Annotated in this window: 19 protein-coding genes and 1 pseudogene; 10 read left to right on the top strand and 10 right to left on the bottom strand. The window is 40.4% G+C overall.

The window, feature by feature from the left end:
• The first annotated feature begins 76 nt into the window (after positions 1–76).
• Positions 77–961, top strand: coding sequence for a peptidylprolyl isomerase (locus MHB83_RS09935; protein ID WP_003211354.1), 885 nt, complete (start codon positions 77–79; stop codon positions 959–961).
• 53 nt (positions 962–1,014) lie between these two features.
• Here the strand turns inward: MHB83_RS09935 and MHB83_RS09930 are convergent, their stop codons facing one another.
• The 4 genes from MHB83_RS09930 to MHB83_RS09915 form a co-directional block, all read right to left on the bottom strand.
• Entirely contained in the window at positions 1,015–1,245 is a 231-nt protein-coding gene (locus MHB83_RS09930; RefSeq protein ID WP_003211592.1) for a sporulation YhaL family protein, read from the bottom strand.
• Between the two features lie 114 nt (positions 1,246–1,359).
• Entirely contained in the window at positions 1,360–2,304 is a 945-nt protein-coding gene (gene yhaM, locus MHB83_RS09925; RefSeq protein ID WP_003211952.1) for a 3'-5' exoribonuclease YhaM, read from the bottom strand.
• A gap of 62 nt (positions 2,305–2,366) precedes the next feature.
• Positions 2,367–5,156, bottom strand: a complete 2,790-nt coding sequence (locus MHB83_RS09920) for an AAA family ATPase (protein ID WP_342496282.1) — start codon at positions 5,154–5,156, stop codon at positions 2,367–2,369.
• Between the two features lie 16 nt (positions 5,157–5,172).
• Positions 5,173–6,387 carry a DNA repair exonuclease gene (locus MHB83_RS09915; protein ID WP_212046112.1) on the bottom strand — a complete coding sequence of 405 codons (1,215 nt, stop codon included), beginning with the start codon at positions 6,385–6,387 and terminating at the stop codon, positions 5,173–5,175.
• 172 nt (positions 6,388–6,559) lie between these two features.
• Here MHB83_RS09915 and MHB83_RS09910 point away from each other — a divergent pair, with 172 nt between their 5' ends.
• Positions 6,560–6,748, top strand: coding sequence for a YhzD family protein (locus tag MHB83_RS09910; protein ID WP_003210963.1), 189 nt, complete (start codon positions 6,560–6,562; stop codon positions 6,746–6,748).
• 31 nt (positions 6,749–6,779) lie between these two features.
• Here the strand turns inward: MHB83_RS09910 and MHB83_RS09905 are convergent, their stop codons facing one another.
• Positions 6,780–7,553 carry an enoyl-CoA hydratase gene (locus MHB83_RS09905; protein ID WP_137054839.1) on the bottom strand — a complete coding sequence of 258 codons (774 nt, stop codon included), beginning with the start codon at positions 7,551–7,553 and terminating at the stop codon, positions 6,780–6,782.
• Positions 7,554–7,991: 438 nt separating this feature from the next.
• On the opposite strand from MHB83_RS09905, the pseudogene MHB83_RS09900 reads away from it, so the two are divergent.
• A pseudogene (locus MHB83_RS09900) lies at positions 7,992–8,216 on the top strand (hypothetical protein); the annotation flags it as partial.
• On the opposite strand, the gene MHB83_RS09895 reads toward MHB83_RS09900, so the two are convergent.
• The 5 genes from MHB83_RS09895 to MHB83_RS09875 all read right to left on the bottom strand — a co-directional run bounded on the left by MHB83_RS09895 (position 8,201) and on the right by MHB83_RS09875 (position 14,094).
• Positions 8,201–9,475 (bottom strand): SidA/IucD/PvdA family monooxygenase, encoded by a 1,275-nt coding sequence (locus tag MHB83_RS09895; RefSeq protein WP_268458979.1) that lies wholly within the window; start codon positions 9,473–9,475, stop codon positions 8,201–8,203. The pseudogene MHB83_RS09900 and the gene MHB83_RS09895 sit on opposite strands and share 16 nt — an antisense overlap.
• Positions 9,476–9,550: 75 nt before the next feature.
• Positions 9,551–11,050 carry a coproporphyrinogen III oxidase gene (locus MHB83_RS09890; protein ID WP_137054841.1) on the bottom strand — a complete coding sequence of 500 codons (1,500 nt, stop codon included), beginning with the start codon at positions 11,048–11,050 and terminating at the stop codon, positions 9,551–9,553.
• Between the two features lie 114 nt (positions 11,051–11,164).
• Positions 11,165–12,031 (bottom strand): Cof-type HAD-IIB family hydrolase, encoded by an 867-nt coding sequence (locus tag MHB83_RS09885; RefSeq protein ID WP_050945401.1) that lies wholly within the window; start codon positions 12,029–12,031, stop codon positions 11,165–11,167.
• 451 nt (positions 12,032–12,482) lie between these two features.
• Positions 12,483–12,839, bottom strand: coding sequence for a YlbF family regulator (locus MHB83_RS09880; RefSeq protein WP_003211109.1), 357 nt, complete (start codon positions 12,837–12,839; stop codon positions 12,483–12,485).
• Between the two features lie 121 nt (positions 12,840–12,960).
• Positions 12,961–14,094 (bottom strand): DUF445 family protein, encoded by a 1,134-nt coding sequence (locus tag MHB83_RS09875; protein WP_342496281.1) that lies wholly within the window; start codon positions 14,092–14,094, stop codon positions 12,961–12,963.
• Between the two features lie 214 nt (positions 14,095–14,308).
• Between MHB83_RS09875 and MHB83_RS09870 the strand changes: the two genes are divergently transcribed.
• The 7 genes from MHB83_RS09870 to MHB83_RS09840 all read left to right on the top strand — a co-directional run bounded on the left by MHB83_RS09870 (position 14,309) and on the right by MHB83_RS09840 (position 20,573).
• Positions 14,309–15,412: a YheC/YheD family protein gene (locus MHB83_RS09870; RefSeq protein ID WP_050945403.1), complete on the top strand. Its 1,104-nt coding sequence runs from the start codon at positions 14,309–14,311 to the stop codon at positions 15,410–15,412.
• On the top strand, positions 15,369–16,727 hold the full coding sequence (locus MHB83_RS09865) for a YheC/YheD family protein (RefSeq protein ID WP_321999213.1): 1,359 nt from the start codon (positions 15,369–15,371) through the stop codon (positions 16,725–16,727). The genes MHB83_RS09870 and MHB83_RS09865 overlap by 44 nt, the downstream gene beginning before the upstream one ends.
• A gap of 155 nt (positions 16,728–16,882) precedes the next feature.
• Complete coding sequence (locus tag MHB83_RS09860; RefSeq protein ID WP_003211787.1) at positions 16,883–17,092, top strand: YheE family protein; 210 nt, start codon at positions 16,883–16,885, stop codon at positions 17,090–17,092.
• 20 nt (positions 17,093–17,112) lie between these two features.
• Positions 17,113–17,988, top strand: coding sequence for a helix-turn-helix domain-containing protein (locus MHB83_RS09855; RefSeq protein WP_342496280.1), 876 nt, complete (start codon positions 17,113–17,115; stop codon positions 17,986–17,988).
• 139 nt (positions 17,989–18,127) lie between these two features.
• The gene (gene ugpC, locus MHB83_RS09850; protein WP_342496279.1) at positions 18,128–19,234 is read left to right on the top strand and encodes a sn-glycerol-3-phosphate ABC transporter ATP-binding protein UgpC; all 1,107 of its coding nucleotides are present in this window, start codon (positions 18,128–18,130) and stop codon (positions 19,232–19,234) included.
• 231 nt (positions 19,235–19,465) lie between these two features.
• A complete protein-coding gene (locus MHB83_RS09845; protein ID WP_003210761.1) occupies positions 19,466–19,669 on the top strand; it encodes an alpha/beta-type small acid-soluble spore protein in 204 nt (67 codons plus the stop codon).
• A 286-nt stretch (positions 19,670–19,955) separates the two neighbouring features.
• Positions 19,956–20,573: an NAD(P)H-binding protein gene (locus MHB83_RS09840; RefSeq protein WP_003212493.1), complete on the top strand. Its 618-nt coding sequence runs from the start codon at positions 19,956–19,958 to the stop codon at positions 20,571–20,573.
• Positions 20,574–20,671: the final 98 nt, after the last annotated feature.

The raw sequence follows: 20,671 nt of genomic DNA, 5'->3' as shown, positions 1-20,671 counted from the left end.
CTTTTTACAGCGTGTCACAATATGTTATGATACAAGCAATGATAAATAAATTGGAAAGATTAGGAGTGTTTTTTGAATGAAAAAAATGGCTTTAGCAGCTGTAACAGCAGTTAGTGTTTTAACTCTTGGCGCATGCAGTAGCGGTGATAAAGATGTCATCGCAACAACAAAATCAGGAGATGTCACAAAAGAAGAGCTTTATACGACTCTTAAGAAACAAGCAGGTGGAGATGCTTTAAATCTACTTGTTCAACAAAAGGTTCTTGCTGACAAATACAAAGTATCTGATAAAGAAATTGATAAGAAAATGGAAGAATATAAAAAGACACTTGGTGAAGATCGTTTAAAACAACTTCAAGATGAATTCGGAAAAGATTACATCAAAGATCAAGTGAAATATGAGCTGCTGACTCAAAAGGCTGCCAAAGCTAACATCAAAATCACTGATAAAGAAGTAAAAGCGTATTACGATGACCTAAAAGGGAAAATCCGCGCAAGCCACATTTTAGTAGCTGATAAGAAAACAGCTGACGAAGTGGAAAAGAAATTAGATAAAGGTGAAAAATGGGATGCTGTTGTGTCTGAATATTCAACTGATACCGCTTCAGCTGCACAAGGCGGCGATGTAGGCTGGTTCGCAAAAGAAGGTCAAATGGACGAGAACTTCAGTAAAGCTGCATTTAAACTAAAAGTGAATGAAATCAGCAAACCAGTGAAATCACAATTTGGCTACCATATCATTAAAAAGACCGAAGAACGCGGTAAATACGATGACATGAAAGCAGACTTGAAAAAAGAACTACTTAATCAAAAACAAGCAGACACAAATGAAATCCAAACGATCTTAAACAAATTGGTGAAAGATGCCGATGTGAAAGTAAAAGATAAAGAACTTGAAAACACATTCAAAGAAAAGTCTCAACAACCCGCACAAAATCAACAACCACAACAAAACCAATAATCACAAAAAACCCCTCTGCCGTGATCGGGCAGAGGGATTTTTATATCACCTGATTAAGCAATCGAGTGATCTTCTTGTGCCGCCGTATCTTGGGATCTTTTCATTTGCTGCCCCTGTCGTCTGCGCTCTCTTTCTTGCTCCATTCGCTCGATAAAAATTTCTCCTTCCTTTTCAATAAAGGATTGATCAATCTCTTGCTCCTCTTTGGCCGTTGTCATTAATTTATACGCACAGAAAATAATGCCAATGATACATGCATACACCCACCATGGAAAAAACAACATTTTTTCATCGCCTCCTTTTTTTCAGAACAGCTCTCTTCCTTTGTGTTACATGCTTATGCGAGAAGAAGACAAGTTATGAAAAAAACGCCCGCATAAGCGGACGTTTTGACATGGTTATTCGTGAAAGGTTGGTTTATAAAATGAACGATTCTCTAGCGCAAAAATACGTTCTGTATATTCTCCTGGCTTCACATGCTCAAGCGCACGATCCATCATATTCATCTTCGCATCTAAATTATCAATATAGTGGAGAATTTCGGCTTCCTTCACCATTGGTGGTTTCGGGCTGCCCCACTCTCCTTTGCCGTGATGACTTAGTACTAAGTGCTGTAGAATCAGAATTTCTTCTGAATCAATGCCAAGCTCTTCAGCAGCTTTCGCAATTTCTGTCACCATAATCGAAATATGACCAATTAAATTCCCTTCCACCGTATAGGTGGTTGAGACTGGGCCTGAAAGCTCTTTGACTTTTCCTAAATCATGAAGAATGATGCCTGAATATAAAAGATCTCGATCTAGTGATGGATATAGATCCACAATTGATTTAGCCAAATGCAACATAGACACTACGTGATAAGCAAGACCAGAGACAAATTCGTGATGGTTTTTTGTCGCTGCTGGATAGTCAGCGAATTCCTGTCCATATTTTTTCAGCAAATGTCTTGTGACACGCTGTATATTAGGGTTTTTCATATCAAAGATATATTGCATAATCGTATCCATCATATCATGTTTTGGAATAGGAGCTGTTTCGAGAAAATCATCGATTCGAATTTGCTCATTTTCAGCAACAGGGCGTATATTCCTAAGTTTCAGCTGATTCCTCCCGCGATAATGATGAATATCGCCTACTACCTTCACAATGGTTTGTGCGGCATAGGTTTGTTCATCATTCTGCTTCGCATCCCATAGTTTCGCCTCAATATCTCCACTTTGATCTTGAAGAATTAACGTTAAAAATGGTTTGCCATTACTCGCAATCCCTTTAGTAGATGATTTAATTAATAAATGCAGGTCAACTTGTTCGCCGACATCATAGGTCATGATCCCTTTAGCCATTCAATAAAAGCTCCTTCCATGTTTCTGCTCATATAAGTATAACATAAGTCATTATTTGTCAATCATTCAACAACTAAACTCGTAACCTGTCCATCTTCTGCTGCTTGCTTCATATGCTCATGACAGGTGAAATAAAACAGCTGTGTTTCAAAGCGTGTGAGCTCGTCCATCATCTCCAGCACTCTGCCTAGACGAACGTGATCGAAATGAACAAAGCTGTCATCCATCATAAACGGAAGCTGACAATCTTGCTGATGAGACAAAGCAAGCGCAAAACGAATCGCCAGATAGATCTGTTCACACGTTGCCTGTGAAAGCTCCTCAGGACGGAATATTCGTCCATCCATTCTTTTCACCATGAGCAAGTCATCTTCAGGTGAAAATAAAATCGCTTCATAACGATCATTTGTTAACGGTTGAATAAAACTAGAGGCTGTTTGAAGCAATGCAGGCAGCCTTGTTTCTTTATGCTCATTCAATTTTTCTCGTATGACGGAGCGGACAAGCTGAATGGCCGCCCATTTTTTTGCAAGGTGCTTCGCATGCTCCTGCTCTGCGGCAAGCTGATGAGTCAAATCAGACACTGTTCCAGAAGCTTCTATTTGCCGGATTTCCACCGCTAGTTCTGCTAAACGCTTTTCCATATTCTCCGCATTCAATTGAACGTCATGAAGGTGCTGCTTTGCTTCTGCACACTCCTCCTCAAGGAGAGGTAGTCCTTTATGAACAATCCATTCTTCCTCATCAAAACAACCGCTTCTATGAAGCTCTTGATTCAGCTGCTGCAGCTCAGAAAGCCGTTTCCGGTATTCTTTCGATAGATGAGAAAGCACTTGGTAATCTTCTTTGGACTCTGCTTCTACTTGACGAAAAAGCTCGTCAGTTTGTTTTTCGTAATATTGAATTTCACCTTCTAGTGTCGAGAGCTGCTGCATCGCATGTTGAATGGATACATGTAATGTCTGGCGTTCTTTTTCTCTTTTCGCCTCATCTTTCAATATCTCTTGAAAGGCTGAAATATTCTCCTGAATAGTTCCTTCCTTATTTTGAAGGAGACTGCTTAACGCTGAAACCTTGCGCTCATAAATCGATTGCTGATCGGAGAGCACATCTATTTCACGCTGAAGCTCCTCATATGCCGCTGTATTCATTTTTAATTGTTTTAGAATATGGAAGGCCTCTACTAGGAAAGAAAGCTCAGACGACAAGCCAAGCTGTCTCTTCTTTTCCTCTACTTGCTGCTGGACAGGCTCTAGCTCTAGCTCCCAGTCTTCATATTGCCGGATGATTCTTTCGTACAGCAGCTCCTTCTGCCTCATAAGTGTTTCAGCTGAAGCTGCCTGCACTTGAAAGGAATCTAAGGCGTCTTCGCCGCTTCTTTGTTTCATAGGACTCATTTGACTGAATGAGTAAATGACAAAGAAGAGAAAAACAGAAAATCCCGCAAACAAGAGCGTGATCCACCACTCTGTTAAAAAGAATAGAACACACAGAAACACCACATCAAATGCGATCAAGCCTCGGAATAACCACGACAGGGAATGAATCGGTTTCTTTTTCGTTCTTGTCCCCTTCGCATCATCTTCTGTTCCGTGCAGTCTCACTTGCTGTTCCTTTAATCCCTTTAAAGCGGCTTCTGCTTCGTCCAGCTCATGTCTTGCGTGATCAAATCGTTCATCTAACTGCGCCTTTCTGTCCATGAGACGGACGTATTGAGTGACAGTCTCCTTTAATTCCCACTCAAATTCAAGCGAATCGTCGATTTGTTCGAGCTTTATCGGGCGATCCCACTTTAGCTTTGCTACCGCTTCGTCGATTTTTTGTTTCAATGAATCACGGTTTGCTCGACACTCTGCTATGCGCTTTTTCACAAGCTCAGCATTAGATGCTTCATCTACAAATCGTTTCATCTCCATTAAGGTATCCTTGTCATAGAGCGGTTGAACTTGTACGAGTGAGGTTTGCAAATGTTCTAACCTCTGTTTCAGTGCAGTCAATTGAGCCTTTTTCGGGTGAAGGTGTGATTCTAGTTTATCCAGCTCATGCTCTGTTTCTGCTCTAAAACGTTTGACCCGGTCTGGATAGCGGGCTAATTCCTTTTTCAAGTCCACTTTTTTCTCAATCATGGGATACACTTGAATGGATTCAGTCAGTTTCTGAAGGTGTTCTTCTGCTTGCTTCATTTCATTTTGAAGCTTTTCGATCGTCTCCGTTAATTCAGATTGCTCCCGTTTCTTTTCGGTATAGCTACCTTCTATCAATCTCGCTTGTTTCAGCTGACCTGTTAGCTCTTTTAAATGATCAAGCTGCTGGTTTAATTCAGGCTTGCGGCCATTTGGTTTAAACAGCTGCTCCTGCTGCTTTAGCAGCCTGCTATCCATCTTGGTGGCTGCATCTGAGCCAAATAAACTTGAGAAAAGTAGAAATTCACCTATCTGATCCTGATTTAAGGCTTGGACATTTTGCAGTCCGAACACATCAAATGAATAGATTGATTGATATAATCTGCGATCCGTTCCCTTTAAAAGTGTCTGTAGAAAAGCTTCGTCTTTCACTTCACCATTCGGTAAAAACACCTGTGCTTGACCACCGCGGTCGGATGTTCTCTCAATGTGAATAACGCCTAACTCGTCATCTTGGCAAGTGAGGGAACCGCCATAAAAAGAACCCTGTTTCGTCTTGTACATCTTGTTTTTCGGAAAACCAAATAACATCGATTCAATAAACGTTTTCAATGTCGTTTTCCCCGATTCATTCAGGCCGTAAACTAGCTGAAAACCGTCATCAGAAAAGTGAAAGGTCCGATTTGAAAATTTCCCGAAATGGGCGATATGGAGTGAACGTATTTTCATTGTGCCTCTCCTTTTCTCATAATTGCTTTAGCTGTTCTGTCAGCAGCCTTTGTGCTTCTTCTTTTATATCCACCTCATCCTCTTTTGTGAGAGTTTTGCCTGACTTTCTATAGGTTGGGTGACGCTTGATCGGTGATAGAAGCTCTTCATATGCCTCAAACTGTGAAATTTCAGCAGTGAGTTCCTTTAAAAAAGAATCTTCTGGATAGGCGACATCCTCATTTGTTCGGCAATCAATCGAGATCACCCAAACGAATACATCTTCATCTTCCTCCTGTTCATGAAGAACGATCATGAGCTCCTCAACCAACTCAAGCTGCGTATGCTCAAAGTAAGGTGGTGCCTCACCCGTCAATTCAATTTTCACAAAATGAGGGACGCCATCCTTTTTCAGTTCACTGATTTTGTTATCCACAAGTATCACAAGATCCGTCATATGAACCGTCTCTGTGATGTCTATTGCAAGTGTCTCAAACATCACATCTGCACAGCTCATAAATTCCGCTGTCGCAGAATCCTTGGAGAGTTGAACAACGTAACAGCCTTTCTCTCCTGTTTCTTTTATATGTCTGCCCTGCATGTTACCAGGGTAAATAATCAACGGGTCTTCATGCAGAAGGGCTCTCTTATGTATATGTCCAAGCGCCCAATAATCGAAATCTCGGGAAACGAGCTGCTCAAGCTGAAAAGGTGCATACGCGTCATGACCTTCTTGTCCAGCTAATGTACCGTGAAGCATCGCAATGTGAAAGGCAGCATCTGTCGTTTTGACGTAATGTGAGGTCATATTTTCATAGACAGCACGCTCCTTGTAGCTAAATCCATAAATACTTGCGACAAGCTGATCTCCTCTATAGTAGGATCGCTCACTTGGGGTACTGGTTGAAAAAACGTGCACATTCTCAGGCCACTCAATCGGTGTCCATTCACCGCCTAAATGATCATGATTACCATAAATAATAAAGACTTCAATCCCTTGAGTTTGCAGTCTTAGAAACTGATTTCTTAAAAACAGCTGTGCTTTCAGGCTACGGTTGGATTCGTCAAATAAATCTCCACTCAGCAGCACAAAGTCTACTGCTCGAGCAATGGCGAGATCAAACATATTCTTCGCACTTTGAAATGTACTTTCTTTGAGCCGCTTAAAGGGTAAGCTAGGGATATTCGACATTCCTGCAAATGGACTGTCTAAATGTAAATCTGCGGCATGAATAAAGGTGAGCTTAGTCAAACGTCTATCTCCTTGTCCGATACTGTCATTGTCCATATTTTATCATGCCATTTTTGCGAATGCACGTTCTATCACTCTCATTCTAAAAAACACATTTTTAAGGGCTAAAAAAGAGGTTTTATCTTATTCCTTGTTTAATTACATAGACAAGTAGAGGAAAGGAAGATGAGGAATGGAGAAGACATACTTTTTAACTGTATTTGACCCATCGGGTGAGACTTTATTAAATGAAAAAATCACAACGGATAGTGATGAAAAGGCAAAGGAATTAGGTCGCCATCGCTTAATCGAACAGCAATACACGAAGCATTCTCATCGGCTCGTTGATGATGCAGGCAAGCTGCTTTTATTTGAACGTTAAAAAAGCCGGCATTCGCCGGCATCACATCCGTTTATACATTCTGGAACACAGGTCGTCTTTTTTCTAAAAAGGCCTGAATGCCTTCCTTATGATCATGACTTTGCCTCAGCCTTGCCTGTGCTGCCCTCTCCTTTTGAAGAACGGCTAATAGCTGTGATTCTGACTGCTGGAAATAGATTAGCTTTGTCTCGATAAATGCTTGAAGCGGCATGTTCATAAACGGCTTCACACATACCTTTTGATACGCATCGACTTCCTCTTGAAACACGCCGTCTGCAAGGCCCAGCTTTAGCGCTTCTTCAGCAGGAAGCTTTTGTCCGCTCCAAATCAATTGTTTCGCGGTTTGTTCACTGACTCTTTTTGTAAGGAAAAAGTGTCCTCCGCCATCTGGTATTAAGCCTACTCCATTAAAATTCATGGCGAGCTTTGCATCATGATGCATAAACAAGTAGTCACAGCTTAAAGCAAAGCTAAAAGCAAGGCCTGCCGCTGACCCGTGGACAAGAGCAATCGTCACTTTTTTCATACCGGCAAGAGAAAGCGTAATCCCCTCGATCAGATCCATCACACGATGGAAATCTTCTTCACTTTCCTGCTTAAGCATCATGCCAATATCTCCGCCTGCTGAAAATCCTTTTCCCACACCCTTGATCACAACGACTTTTGCACTACTTTCCTCCGCCGCATCACATGCCTCTTTGAATTCAGCAAACATGTCCACATGAAATGAATTGTAAGCATCTGGTCTGTTGAAAACGATTTCAAAAATATCCCCGTCTAGCTGACAATTGATATATGTCATCATGCATCCCCCTTTTCTTTTAAACACACAACTTACTTCCATTTCAACCCGAATAATCCCTTTTCCTCTGCGTAAAAAATTTCAAGATCAGTTGATACCAAAATAAGCATAATTGTTGAAACAAAAAATATATTTTTATATAGTAAATGAGGAAAGAAATTGATGATGAAAGGGGGAGGATGGTTGATAAGGCATTCTATTCTATTAAAGAACAGATTATCACTGGCTGATTCAAAGATTTTCCCTCTAAAGCCTGCTCCATCAGCTGCGTTATCGATTGATCTACGTTTTTTGAAAATGAAGTGTGCGATCCCCATCATGTGTCAATCAAATGATCCATACTGATTCATTTTATTTCATCCGTATTACGATATGAAAATCACAACCTATCATATTTGGAGGGATAAAATGAATATGAAAGAAAATGATCTTCCTGGGAGTATTGCGGGCGGACTTGCCGCTACCTTAAAGCCATTTGCTGCATTGTACGTCTTAATCCTTGCGATATTAGGTCCACTAGTGACGAAGGAATCTAAGCGAATTTATCAAATTCTGAACAAAGTGTTCAAATGGCAAACAGAAAAGCCAAAAGTGAAAAAAGAAACGAATCTAATGAAAAAGGGCCCTATGCTTGGGGCCCTTTTTATCTCTTATTCAAATTGCTGAAAGGCTGTTTCTTGCTTAACTGGCGCTTCTTTGACCCCGCGAATGGTTTGAATCACTTTCTGGTTGCGGTAGATGGATAGTTTTAAATTGGTCGCCGCTGTTCCATGAGAGTGATCTAGGTGCGTGAATGTAAAGAAATGATGCGGACGCTTGTCTTTGAACACAAGCCTGAAGTCTTCTGTCACTTTAAAATGCTCTTCACTTTCCCATTCAATTAAAGGTTCATACGCACTAAACCATGCCGGGATATTCGGTGTATACCCTGTAGCCAATACAGCACGATCTACTGTTATATTCTTTTTTTTCTTTAACTGCCACTGCTTTAGGTGTAGCTTCAGGGACTGATTCTCCTCCACCTGTATGGCTTCAAGCTCGGTCATTGGCTGAATAATCACAGATGGCTCTTCGCCTGAAACAGACCGATGATACAATTCCTGATAAATGCGTGAGAGTGTCGATGCATCTATCCCATTTCTTAATCCAGTCAGCCTAGGTAATGTGTTCATTCGTTCTTCATAAGGAAGCGAATGGAAATATTCAACGTACTTTGGTGTAAACAGCTCCTGACCAAGCTCAGCCGTCTCCAGCTCTCTAAATTCACTAGATCGCGTAAACCAAGATAGCTGCTGCCCTTTCTTGTGATGCTGAAGCAGGTCTAAGAAGATTTCGGCTGCACTCTGCCCAGAGCCAATGACCGTCACCGCCTCAGCTTCATGAAGTTCTTTCTGTTGTTCTAAATACCGGCTGCTATGGGTCACATATGGCAGTGCAGCAGCAGGCACATCGACAGGAATCATCGGTTTGCTCCCTGTTCCGAGCACGACATGCTTTGCCTGATACTCAGAAAGCGATCCATCCTTCAATCGCCGGACTTTCACAAGATAACCACCTTGGCAGTCCGTCACTTCCTCTACCTTCATGCCAAATTGACAGCTATCTAATTCACCTGCGACCCATGACAAATACTCATTGAATTCTCTTCGCGGAATGTCAAACTGTTCAAATGTATAGAACCGGTGAAGTCTATTTGATTCATGTAAATAATTTAAAAATGTATATCTGCTCCTTGGATTCGCCATCGTCACAAGATCAGCTAAAAAGGAGACTTGTAAATCCGTTCCTTTGATCAGCATACCAGGATGCCAGGCAAATTCAGTCTCCTGTTCAAAAAAACAGCATGAAACATCTTCATACTCCGCTAACAAAGCCGCCAAACCTAAATTGGCAGGCCCAATCCCAATTCCGATCACATCAATCATATGTACACCTGCTTTAACTTTTTATCACTTATATACCCTTTTACAAATGAAAAAAACACTGCGTCACCGCAGTGTTTAAACATGAGGAACAAATAATGACTCAAGAAACTGAATTTTCTCTTCAGTATAGTGTTCATAACGGTCATTATATGATTTTGGATCTTTTGGATTGGCATATTGCGTAATTTTTCCTGAACGTGGATCAATAAACTTACTAGCAGCACCGCATCCAATCCCAATGATTGTCTGCACTTCTTCCATAATAATGATATTATACAAACTTTCCTGTCCATCTAATGAATACCCGACATTTTCAAGGTTTCCTAAGATGTTTTTTTGTCTATATAAATAATAAGGATGATAGTCATGTGCTTTCGTCCAAGCGACCGCTTCATCCATCATACGTGTGATCTCTTCTCGGTCAGCTACTTGATATTTGTCCTTATTGCGCGTCATCTCAGACGCTCTTTTAAAGGAGAGTGTATGCACAGTTAACGATTCAGGCTTAAGTTCTTCAGTCTGTTGCAAGGAATGCTGGAATTCCTTTAGCCCTTCTCCCGGCAAACCAATAATTAAGTCCATATTAATATTATTCATGCCATACTGTCTTGATAAGTGATACTTTTCAATCGTTTCTTCTACACTATGGTGCCGGCCAATGGCTTTCAGTGTTTCATTCTCATACGATTGTGGATTGATACTAATACGGTCAATATGATATCGGTTTAGCACCTCTAGCTTATCAGGCGAAATCGTATCAGGACGTCCTGCTTCGACAGTCACTTCCCGTATATGTTTCACATCAGGGAACGAGCGATACATTTCTTCATACAGCAAATCCATTTCTTCTGCAGTGATACTCGTCGGCGTACCTCCGCCAAAATAAACAGTCGTCACTTTGATCCCATGTTCTTTTAGCCAAGTCCCAATTTTTTGCATCTCATAATGCAGACCAAACAAAAACGTTCCCACTCTTCCAGCTTGTCCTTTAATCGCATAAGCAGGAAACGTGCAATAAGCGCATTTTGTTGGGCAGAAAGGAATACCAATATAAATACTTACTTCCTGCTGAAGGTCATACAGGTCAGGAATCGCTTGAAGCTGACGGTCAACAATCTCCTGCATCAAATTGATTTTTTCATCATGAATCAAATAATCACGCTTTAACGCGGCATGCGCATCTTCCTTTGTCATACCTTCTCTCAGCATTTTATGAAGTAATTTTGTAGGACGTATCCCTGTAAGAATACCCCACTTTTGCGTCATTCCTGTGTGCTCCTGTAGCAGATGTAAATAAACAGACAGCACTGTGTTTTTGATTTGCTTCCAGCGCTCCTTGTCATTCAAGCCGTCTGGGACGTCTCGCGAAAAACGACTAGTGATGTCTAATCCAGCGATGTGACCAGATGCCTCCACCGTTCCATTTTCTTCTTTCCAGCTAAACTCCATGACTAGTCCATCATGCAATTCATCTGGATCAAACAGCACTTCACTATCTTCTTCAAATAAATTGGCTATATTGACAAGCGGGCGATGAAATCGTTCATCTGACAGCCCTTTAATTAAAATTCGCATCATATCACCTTTATCTTCAAACTTGTTTCATTTTACAAAATCTATGTAGGAAAAGCAATGACTGGAACAGTTGAAGACCCTGCCATTTCTTGATTGACAGGGCCTTCGCCTATATTATCGTTTAATATCGAATTGATGTAAGAATCCTTCTCTTTGCTGCATTCTAAAGTATTCTTTGATCATATAAGCGACTCCCTGTTCATCGTGCGAACGTGTCACCCAATCGGCTTTACGCTTAACAGAATGAGGTGCATTTCCCATCGCAACGCCTAAACCAGCCAATTCAAGCATTGCGATGTCATCTGTTCCCTGCCCAATGACCACCGTATCTTCTAAAGTCAAATCTAATGCTGAGGTCAAAAGAGAAAGCCCCGCTTCTTTCGATACGCCTTTGCATACAATATTCATTTTCTCATCACTGATCCGAATAAGATCGACAGATGGAAAAGCTTGTTGAATGGTTCGGTGAATTTCAGGCTGCAGCTCTGCCGTTGAATATACTTCAATCACTGGTGTACTGACCGGTTCATCCATCAGCATATCACTTAGCGATTCAACAAATTGCACGGGATAGAAAATTGGATCAGATGGATGAATCAACGTCTTTCCCATCAGCTGTGACTGCGTTTTTTTCCGGTTGCCAATCGAGAATTTTTCATGCAGCAAGCGAACATTACAATCAAAGCTTTCAAGAATTTGTACAAGATTAAATGTTTTTTCTTCCGTTAGTTTCTTCACATGAAGCGGCTCATCGAGTTTATTCGCGATAAATGCACCACTATGCGTTACAAGGGTTGACGTTGGAATCTTCAACGCCTTGGCAATTTTTTGTGCGGAACGAAAATGCCGGTTGGTGACAAGCGTCACGTAAACCCCTTTTTTCTTCACGTATTCCACAGCTTCTTTTGTAGCGGAATGGATTTTTCCATTGGAACGAAGTAACGTTCCATCTATATTGAGTGCAAGTAGTTTTTTTGACACTGAGGCATCCCCCTTCTTGATGACTGTACTTACGATGAGGATATGCCCTAGCTTGGTGCTTTAGAACATGCAGTTGAAAGAGCCCTGTGTGTTATGAATCTTTTGCAAATAAAAAAAGCCTACCCCTAGGCTTTTTTTTATGTATGGTTTGGATGCGTCACAATGAGGTGATGAAGCTCCCCATGATCCCCTTATCATTCACACACCAAAGCATTGCTTATATCAGATCCCCTTATGCTTTGTGTTTCTCCCAGAAGCGCTTCTCTCTCGTTTGGCTAATCGCCATAAATCCCAAGTGAAACGCACCCAATTGTCCCATGAGAGCGCTCATTTGAAAGCACTTTCAATATAAGTATTATCGCAAAATTTATGAGCTTCGACAACCTTTTTTTGAAAAGTTGGACAGGGAACATGTGAAATAAAAAAAGGGCGAATATCATCGCCCTTTTCATTAATTTTCTTCTGGATTCCCATAAAGCTCTTCAAGAGGCTTCATGATCACTTTATTTAATTCTCCGATGAGAACACTCACACGTTGTTCTGCTTCCATCAACTGCGAGATTTTATCGTGCTGTTGAACAAGTGCCACTGTTTTTTGAGCTTGCTCCACTTCTTCTTGTGTGATCTCTTGACCAGTCATTTGTTTTTGTTGAAGGTTTACTTGAATGTCACGGAAGTTATCGAACATTCTTTTAGAGGATTCATCCGCGTTTACCTCATCATAAAGATTTTTTAAAGTTGAATATTCTTCGCTATGACGCAGTGCTTTTTCAAGGTCATATGCAACATCATAAACATTTACAGACATGTTATGTCTCCTTTCTATCCGTTATCACCGATATGATCGGCGGACACCACTCCACTATAACAAACTATGGCTTTCGTTTCACATATATACAATGAATTCATCAAAATTTCTCTAGTCTGTCTTAAAATAGCGTGACAAATATTGCTTGGATTGCGCCGATCAATCCGCCTAAAAGACCGCCTAAGAATGTAATCATCTTGAGCTCATTATTGGAAATACTGACGACAAGCTCTTCCATTTTTTCTAGCGGGAAAAGTTCAATTTGTTCACGAATGATGTCTTCAAATTGCAGCTTTGCAAGCAGATCCTCTAAAACATTTGATGCCGCACTGATCCCCTTTTGAATCAGTACTGGTGCAACGTGTGTTTTAAGATCATCCGCTACAGCACTGACATATGCACCAACTGGTTTGTCTAATATCAGCTTTGTTGAGAAATGAGAAAGCAATTGGTTTTTCACGCTAAACATAAGTTCCTTCACATTCCATCTTTCATCAAGCTCATGTAGAGAGAACTGCTTCACCTTGTCCCATTCTTGAACAAGCAAATCTGATAAAAACCTTTTTGTCTCTGCGTTTCTTAAAAATTTGATGATTTCAGGATGTACCCGATCAATTAAGCTTGAATTTCCTAGAAACATTTGGACCATACTGCCGAGCATTCCTCTTTCTTTTAAGAAATCATCAATCATATTACCGAGTCTTGATTTTCCTTCCTCACTTTCAAAATAATGAATCCCTCTCTTTAAAATATAATCTGCTGCATCTGGAATTTTTGAAGATATTTTGTTTTCCACATCTAGCGGAAGCAATTCAGATAAAGTTTGCTCATTATAATTTTCAAGTAGTGAATTGAGCTTATGATCAGACCACTCATGGATCCATTCATCTGCTTTGACGTCAGCCTGTGATACGCCGAAGCTTTCAAGCAAAGATAGCACTGTTATCTCCATTTCAGCGCCTTTGTCAATATATCGATGGACTGTATGTAAGATTTCTTGCTTTGCCTCCGATGATTCAAATCGCTTTTGAATACCTTCTGGCGTGAGCAAATGCTCCATCACCATGACACCAACTTGCTTGGCTACTTCGTCTCTTCTTTTCGGAATGAGCCCTGGTGTAAAAGGAAGCTGTTTCCCGAATAAGTAATACGGCTTATAAGGGCGAAAAAGCATTTTAATCGCAAGATGGTTTGTTGCTGCTCCAATGACTGCGCCTATCACAATCATAAAGATAAACGTTGTGAATATATTCAAAGTCGTCATCAACCTTTCAAATAACACCCGATGTTTATTGTTTTAACCTATACGTATTATAGTTGTTGTCAAGTTCCCAAGCAAATGAAGCATGCTGCTAGACATATGATCAATCGATCTGTCGTAATGATAAAGGAGCGCAATCTTTATGTAAAATCATGAAAAAGTGTTTTTCTGCTGGTAAAAAAAGAAGTTGAAAAGAAGGTGTTTTTTAATGACATCAACATTAGGTATTGTGACCCTTTCACCGAAGTATGAAGAGGCATTCACACGTGGGCTAGCCAAAGCTGCCCCTGCTTATGGTTTAAAGGTTGTCCGTTTTACACCACTTGATTTAAAGCCGGCTTCAAATTTGATACAAGGTCAAACATATACGAATGGTCATGGATTCGTCGCAGCAGAATTTGAGATTCCTGACTTGATTTACGATCGATGCCTTTACAAGCATGACGCACAATCTAAAAAAGCAAAACCAATCATGGATTGGCTGAAAAAGTATCCGAAAACAGATTTTTTGAATACAGGTATTTCAAATAAAATGATGCTATTCGAGCAGCTCCGCCTTCTCCCTGCTTTACAGCCATATTTACCTGTCTGCTCATTATTAAAAAAGACATCAGACCTTCTCAGCATGTTAAGGAAAGACGGTTATTGTAAAATGCAGCCGCTCTCTCAACACCATGCAGCATCTACTTATTTCATTTTCTTAAAAGACAACACTTTCACTGTTCAGCTAAGTCCCGAGCAAGTCATCACATTTTCGCGTCCATCAGATATAGAGCGCTGGTGTAAAAAATATGTAGGCCGATATTTCCTTCAATTTTTTCAGACGAGTGATGAAAAAGACTTTTTATTCAATGAAATAAGGATTTTCCTGATGAAAGATTCACAAAATCAGTGGAATCGCATAGGAATTCACACAAAATCACCTACAGAAAATAGTCATTTAAGCATTACACAAAAATCAGCAGCCATGATAGGCTTTGATCACTATCTAAACACCTTGCAGCCGCACATCAAAGAACTTCTTTTAGATGATATTGCATCCATTCAAGCATCTCTGCCAGCATATATAGATAAAACCCTTTCCCCTTGCTTTGAATTCGCTGTAGACTTACTCCATACAAGTGAAGGCAGGCTTTTCATATCAAATATAAGATCAAAACCAGGGCGATCCGCTTTTTTAAAAGCTTATCCTGACAAGGAAAATCATTTGATTCGTACCATTCTTGCACATGCCCAATCGATGAAGTCTCAACCGAAGGAGGTATCTTATGAACAAAAATCGCTGCATCATCGCTCCTCATCCCACAAGTGAAAAAACAATTCATCTTCCCGTCCGTTTTAAACAGCAGGAGGCGATCTATTCTCTTGCTTTAGGTTCCCATTTAATAGATGAATTCACCGTTTCCTATCATCAACATCCGAAGAAAATTTTATTATCAGAAGATCTATATAGAGATTTACGAATTCCTTATCAATCAAAAGCTGATGTGATCGCCATTGATCATACCCTGTTTTTAGGGCCACTGCTTGGTATTTTCACCGCAGGTTTTGAGCAAAGCACGCAGCCACTCGGAACGAGATCAGACTTTTTTATCAAACTGCTGCGCTCTTTCAAACAACATGCCGGTTTTGCCTATCTTTTTGGTACTCATTCTATTGATTGGGATAAAGGAATGGTAGAAGGATTGTTGTACCAACAGCAAACATGGGTTAAAAAACAGATGCCCCTGCCTTCAGTCATTTACGACCGTCTTCCAAGTAGAAAGGCTGCTCAGTCAGCATTCATTCAAGAAACAAAACGCAAACTCACTCAAGACTATGATATTCCTTGGTTCAACCCTCATTTTTTTAACAAATGGGATATTCATGAACAACTGTTAACAGATGAAAAAACATGTCCTCTTCTTCCACATTCCATACAATTGGACCCGGTGGACGCTCTAAATAAAATAGAAACACTCCTCCATCTACATCAGGTCATTTACTTAAAACCGTCAAACGGCAGTCACGGCGACGATATTTATCAATTAAACAAGAAGGCTCATGGAATCATTGTATGCTCAAATCAAGGAAGAGCTGTTCCATATGACTCATTAGAGGATTTCGTGACCAATCTCCGGAAAGATCACGCAGTTCAAGACTTTATGGCTCAACAAGGCATTGCACTCCTTCAAATAGACAATCAACCAATGGATTTCAGAGTCCATACCAATAAAAATAAGTACGGTCATTGGACAGTTACAGCAGCAGCAGCAAAAATTTCTGGCAATCACACCGTCACGACTCACCATTCACATGGTGGCTCGGTGAGAACACTTTATGATGTTTTTCCAGAAAAGAAGAAGCGTTTCAAAATCTTAGAGCAGCTTTCTTATACGGCCATCACGCTTAGTCAGGTAATTGATGAAAAAATGTCCGGTCATATTGGTGAAATCGGTTTTGATTTAGGTATTGATCAGACAGGAGCTATCTGGATGTTTGAAGCCAATTCTCGTCCTGGCCGCGAGGTTTTCCAGCACGTCTCATTGCGAAACTCAGAAAGGCTGATCGGCAAAAGAATCATGGATTACGCATCTTACCTTTCACAAACGACCTCAACAACTACAGACCATACAAACGTCTACTGAATGTTTTTCGTTTTAAAGTGAGGGTGCTATGAAATCTATGCTTTTCCTATGCTCTTTTCATCAGATGAGATACAATAAAATCAAGTTCAAGGTTGTTTCCGTATTGTCGTGTTTATTTATTGTTTCATCAATAAAAGCAAGGAGGCAATAATGATATGATTTCTCATTTTCAATGGAAACCTCTCTTTAAAAAAGCACAATTGCCAGGCTGGAAAATATCCTTTTTTCACAATGGTGCGCACTACGAAGGCATCTACCACAAAACAGGTGATATTGAATGGGGCTCTCAGCTTCCGCCCCATGAAGTCGAACCAACATTAAAAGAAGAAATCCACGAATTAATGCTATTCCATGTCTATGATTAAACTGTTTAAGGAGCTTCGCCATGTTAGAAAAATTAAAGCTTGTTTACGGAGAGCATATCATCAGCTCCCCTACAGATGATCATCAAATTCTTTGGTACCAAACAGACGAAGGCGAATTATTTGGAGTAGACAAATCAAAGCTTACAGCTAGAGAAACACTTCTTCTCAATACTTTCCTTACACCAATTGATCTTTCTCACACAAAGCAGACTGAGGATGAACAAAAATGGTACAGCTATCTTTTTGATAACAAACCACTAACTGTTCAGCACCTCGTCCGTGTATATTATTTTAAAATGTCACATCAAGCAGAACAAAGGCAGCAAATAAAAGAGGCTGTGGTCCACAGCCTCGAACAAACTCATTTCATTTGGACAGGCGCTCATACAGCGATGCTGATTCAAACAAACGCTACATCAGAAAATAGTCAATTAGAGCTGCTATATGATTTGTCTCTAGCCATTACAAGTGACTTTTTAACAGACTCAGTCTTTTTACAAGGACAGCTCCATTTGCCAAATGAACATTTACAGAAGAAATTGTTAAAAGAACAGCAGCTTGTCTTGGGCCATATGCAGCGAGCTAAGCCTAGGTCAGGGATTTCCACATTTTATCAATGTCTGCCATCACTCTTGCGTTATGATGAATCCGCCCTCTCTCATGCTATTTCAGATGCTTTTAAAGAGGCGGTCCTTGATCGGGACGTTTACCGTACCCTCATGACTTATATGCAATGTAACTTAAATGCATCTAAGGCAGCAAAAGCTTTATATGTTCACAGAAACAGCCTTCAATATCGAATTGATAAATTTATTGAGCGAACAGGAATTGATATACGACATTTTCCAGAAGCATCTGCCGTCTATTTTATGATGAATCTTCTCGACCTTTCATAACATTCAGTGACATGAGCACCCTGCCCAAAAATGAAAATGAGATGTTGTGCACGTTGTCCATTTACAGACGCTTCCCCATTTTATACACTTTACTTACAAGTAAAGCGCTTTCAATAAGTAAATGGGGAGGTTATCATCTATGGCTGAAATTATGCTCAATCAAATTTATAAAGTGTATGATAACAAGGTAACAGCAGTAGACAACTTTAATCTACATATAGAAGATAAAGAATTTGTTGTGTTTGTTGGTCCATCTGGGTGCGGAAAATCAACAACCCTTCGCATGATTGCAGGACTTGAAGAGATTTCACAAGGGGATTTTCTTTTAGACGGAAAACGGATGAATGATGTAGCACCAAAAGACCGGGATATCGCAATGGTTTTCCAAAACTATGCATTATACCCTCACATGAATGTATACGATAATATGGCTTTTGGATTAAAGCTACGGAAGTTCCCGAAAGCAGAAATTGATGAGCGGGTTCGAAATGCCGCTAAAATATTAGGCCTTGAGCAATATTTAGACAGGAAACCAAAAGCACTGTCTGGAGGTCAAAGACAGCGTGTTGCACTTGGGAGAGCAATTGTGCGTGATGCAAAGGTCTTTCTTTTGGATGAGCCGCTTTCTAATTTAGATGCAAAACTCCGCGTTCAAATGCGTGCTGAAATATCTAAGCTTCATCAGCGTCTGCAAACGACATTTATCTATGTCACACATGACCAGACTGAAGCTATGACAATGGCTACTCGTCTTGTTGTAATGAAAGATGGCTTTATTCAGCAGGTTGGAGCGCCGAAGGATGTATATGAAAATCCAGAGAATGTATTTGTAGGTGGATTCATTGGCTCTCCTGCGATGAATTTTTTTACAGGAAAGCTCTCTGACGGTGCCATTGCAGTTGGAAAAACGCATATACGTGTACCAGAAGGAAAGATGAAGGTATTACGCAGCCAAGGTTATATCGGAAAAGATATCATCCTCGGGATCAGACCAGAAGATTTTCATGATGAACCCGTGTTTATTGAGGCATCTGAGGGCACAAAGATCGATGCCAACGTAGAAGTTGCTGAATTAATGGGAGCAGAAACGATGCTTTACTCTTCTCTCGATGGTCAGTCTTTTATTGCACGTGTTGATTCTCGTACCGATGTTCAGGCCGGACAATCTATACCTCTTGCCATCGATATGAACAAAGCCCACTTCTTTGATTCGGATACGGAGCTCCGCATTCGTTCCGCTGAATAAAGAAATATATGCAGTGCCATCACTCATGATTGAGTGATGGCTTTTTTGCATGTTGAACAACATTTACCATGTACTTTTCTCGTATGTTTTTTTCGGAAATCACCATAATACTTAGTACAAAGAAGTTACTGCATTGGGTTTCGCCAAGTGGCAAATGACTTGATCATTTCGCTGGTGCGATTCCAGCAAACCCAACCATAAAAAATCATATACAAAAAGGAGATTCACATCATGGCTAATTCTAATAGTTCAAATCAATTACTAGTTCCTGGAGCAGAGCAAGCAATCGATCAAATGAAATACGAAATCGCTTCTGAATTTGGCGTTAACCTTGGAGCAGAAACTACAGCTCGTGCTAACGGTTCAGTTGGTGGAGAAATCACAAAACGTCTTGTGTCTTACGCTCAACAACACATGGGTGGAACAAAAGCTTAATTTCATATCTGGATCATAGAAGGCACCTCTTAAGGTGTCTTCTTTTTTTGTTATTCCCCCTCACCAATCTCCTTTCCAGCTCATATCATGGAGTAGAAAGGAGCGGATCTTCATGGACATTATTTCCGGTATGAACTTTGAACTTCTACAATTCGTAGGTATCTCTCTATTATGTGAATATGCTCATAGTATTCGGTCCTTTCATCTTTATAAAAAAAGCATCACATAAAAGTTGTACCATTTTGGGTTCTTTTCACTTATAGTATGTAGTGGAGGGATCGAACAGATGAAAATAGCTCTTTTCGGTGCTCATGGACGTGTAGGACAAGCATTTCTTCGTTTCGTTCAAGTAGATGATCGTTACATAGTTCGTTCATTGATTCGGACAAACCGAGAAGAAATGCTTGCGGGTATGTTTCAAGTCACCGGCAATTCAAGAAATCGAGAAGATGTACTTGAGACGATCAAAGGAGCAGATATTGTTGTGAGCTGTCTATCGACAGATGGTGATGATACATTATCTGTTTCAATGGAACATATCGTACAAGCCATGAAGCAATCAAATACATCAAGAATTATTACAATAGGTACAGCAGGTATTTTAAAGGCAAGGCAGCAGCCGGAACTTTACCGTTTTGAAACAAATGAATCAAGGAGGACCACTTCCCGAGCAGCTAAGGAGCATGCCAAAGCGTTTGAACTCCTTCAATCGACTGATTTAGATTGGACCATTATTTGTCCAACCTATTTACCAGACGGAGAAGTGACACGGTCATATCGCTATGAGAAAGATTTTCTCCCTATAGATGGAAAGAAAATTTCAGTTGAAGATACCGCACACTTTTTATATCAGCAGTTAAATTCGAAGGAATTTGTACATCAACGCGTCGGCATTGCTTACTAATGTCGCATAACGAGTAAAGATCGCGGTCTAAAACGATTTCTCGACTTTTTTATGCAAATAAAAAGAGCCTCATTCATAATGAATAGGCTCTTTTTGTG

The sequence above is a fragment of the Bacillus sp. FSL K6-3149 genome (assembly GCF_038630515.1).
In the GTDB taxonomy this organism is placed as follows: domain Bacteria; phylum Bacillota; class Bacilli; order Bacillales; family Bacillaceae; genus Bacillus; species Bacillus pumilus.
The sequence above is the reverse complement of the archived record's forward strand: the minus strand, read 5'-3'. Positions and strand labels throughout refer to the sequence as shown.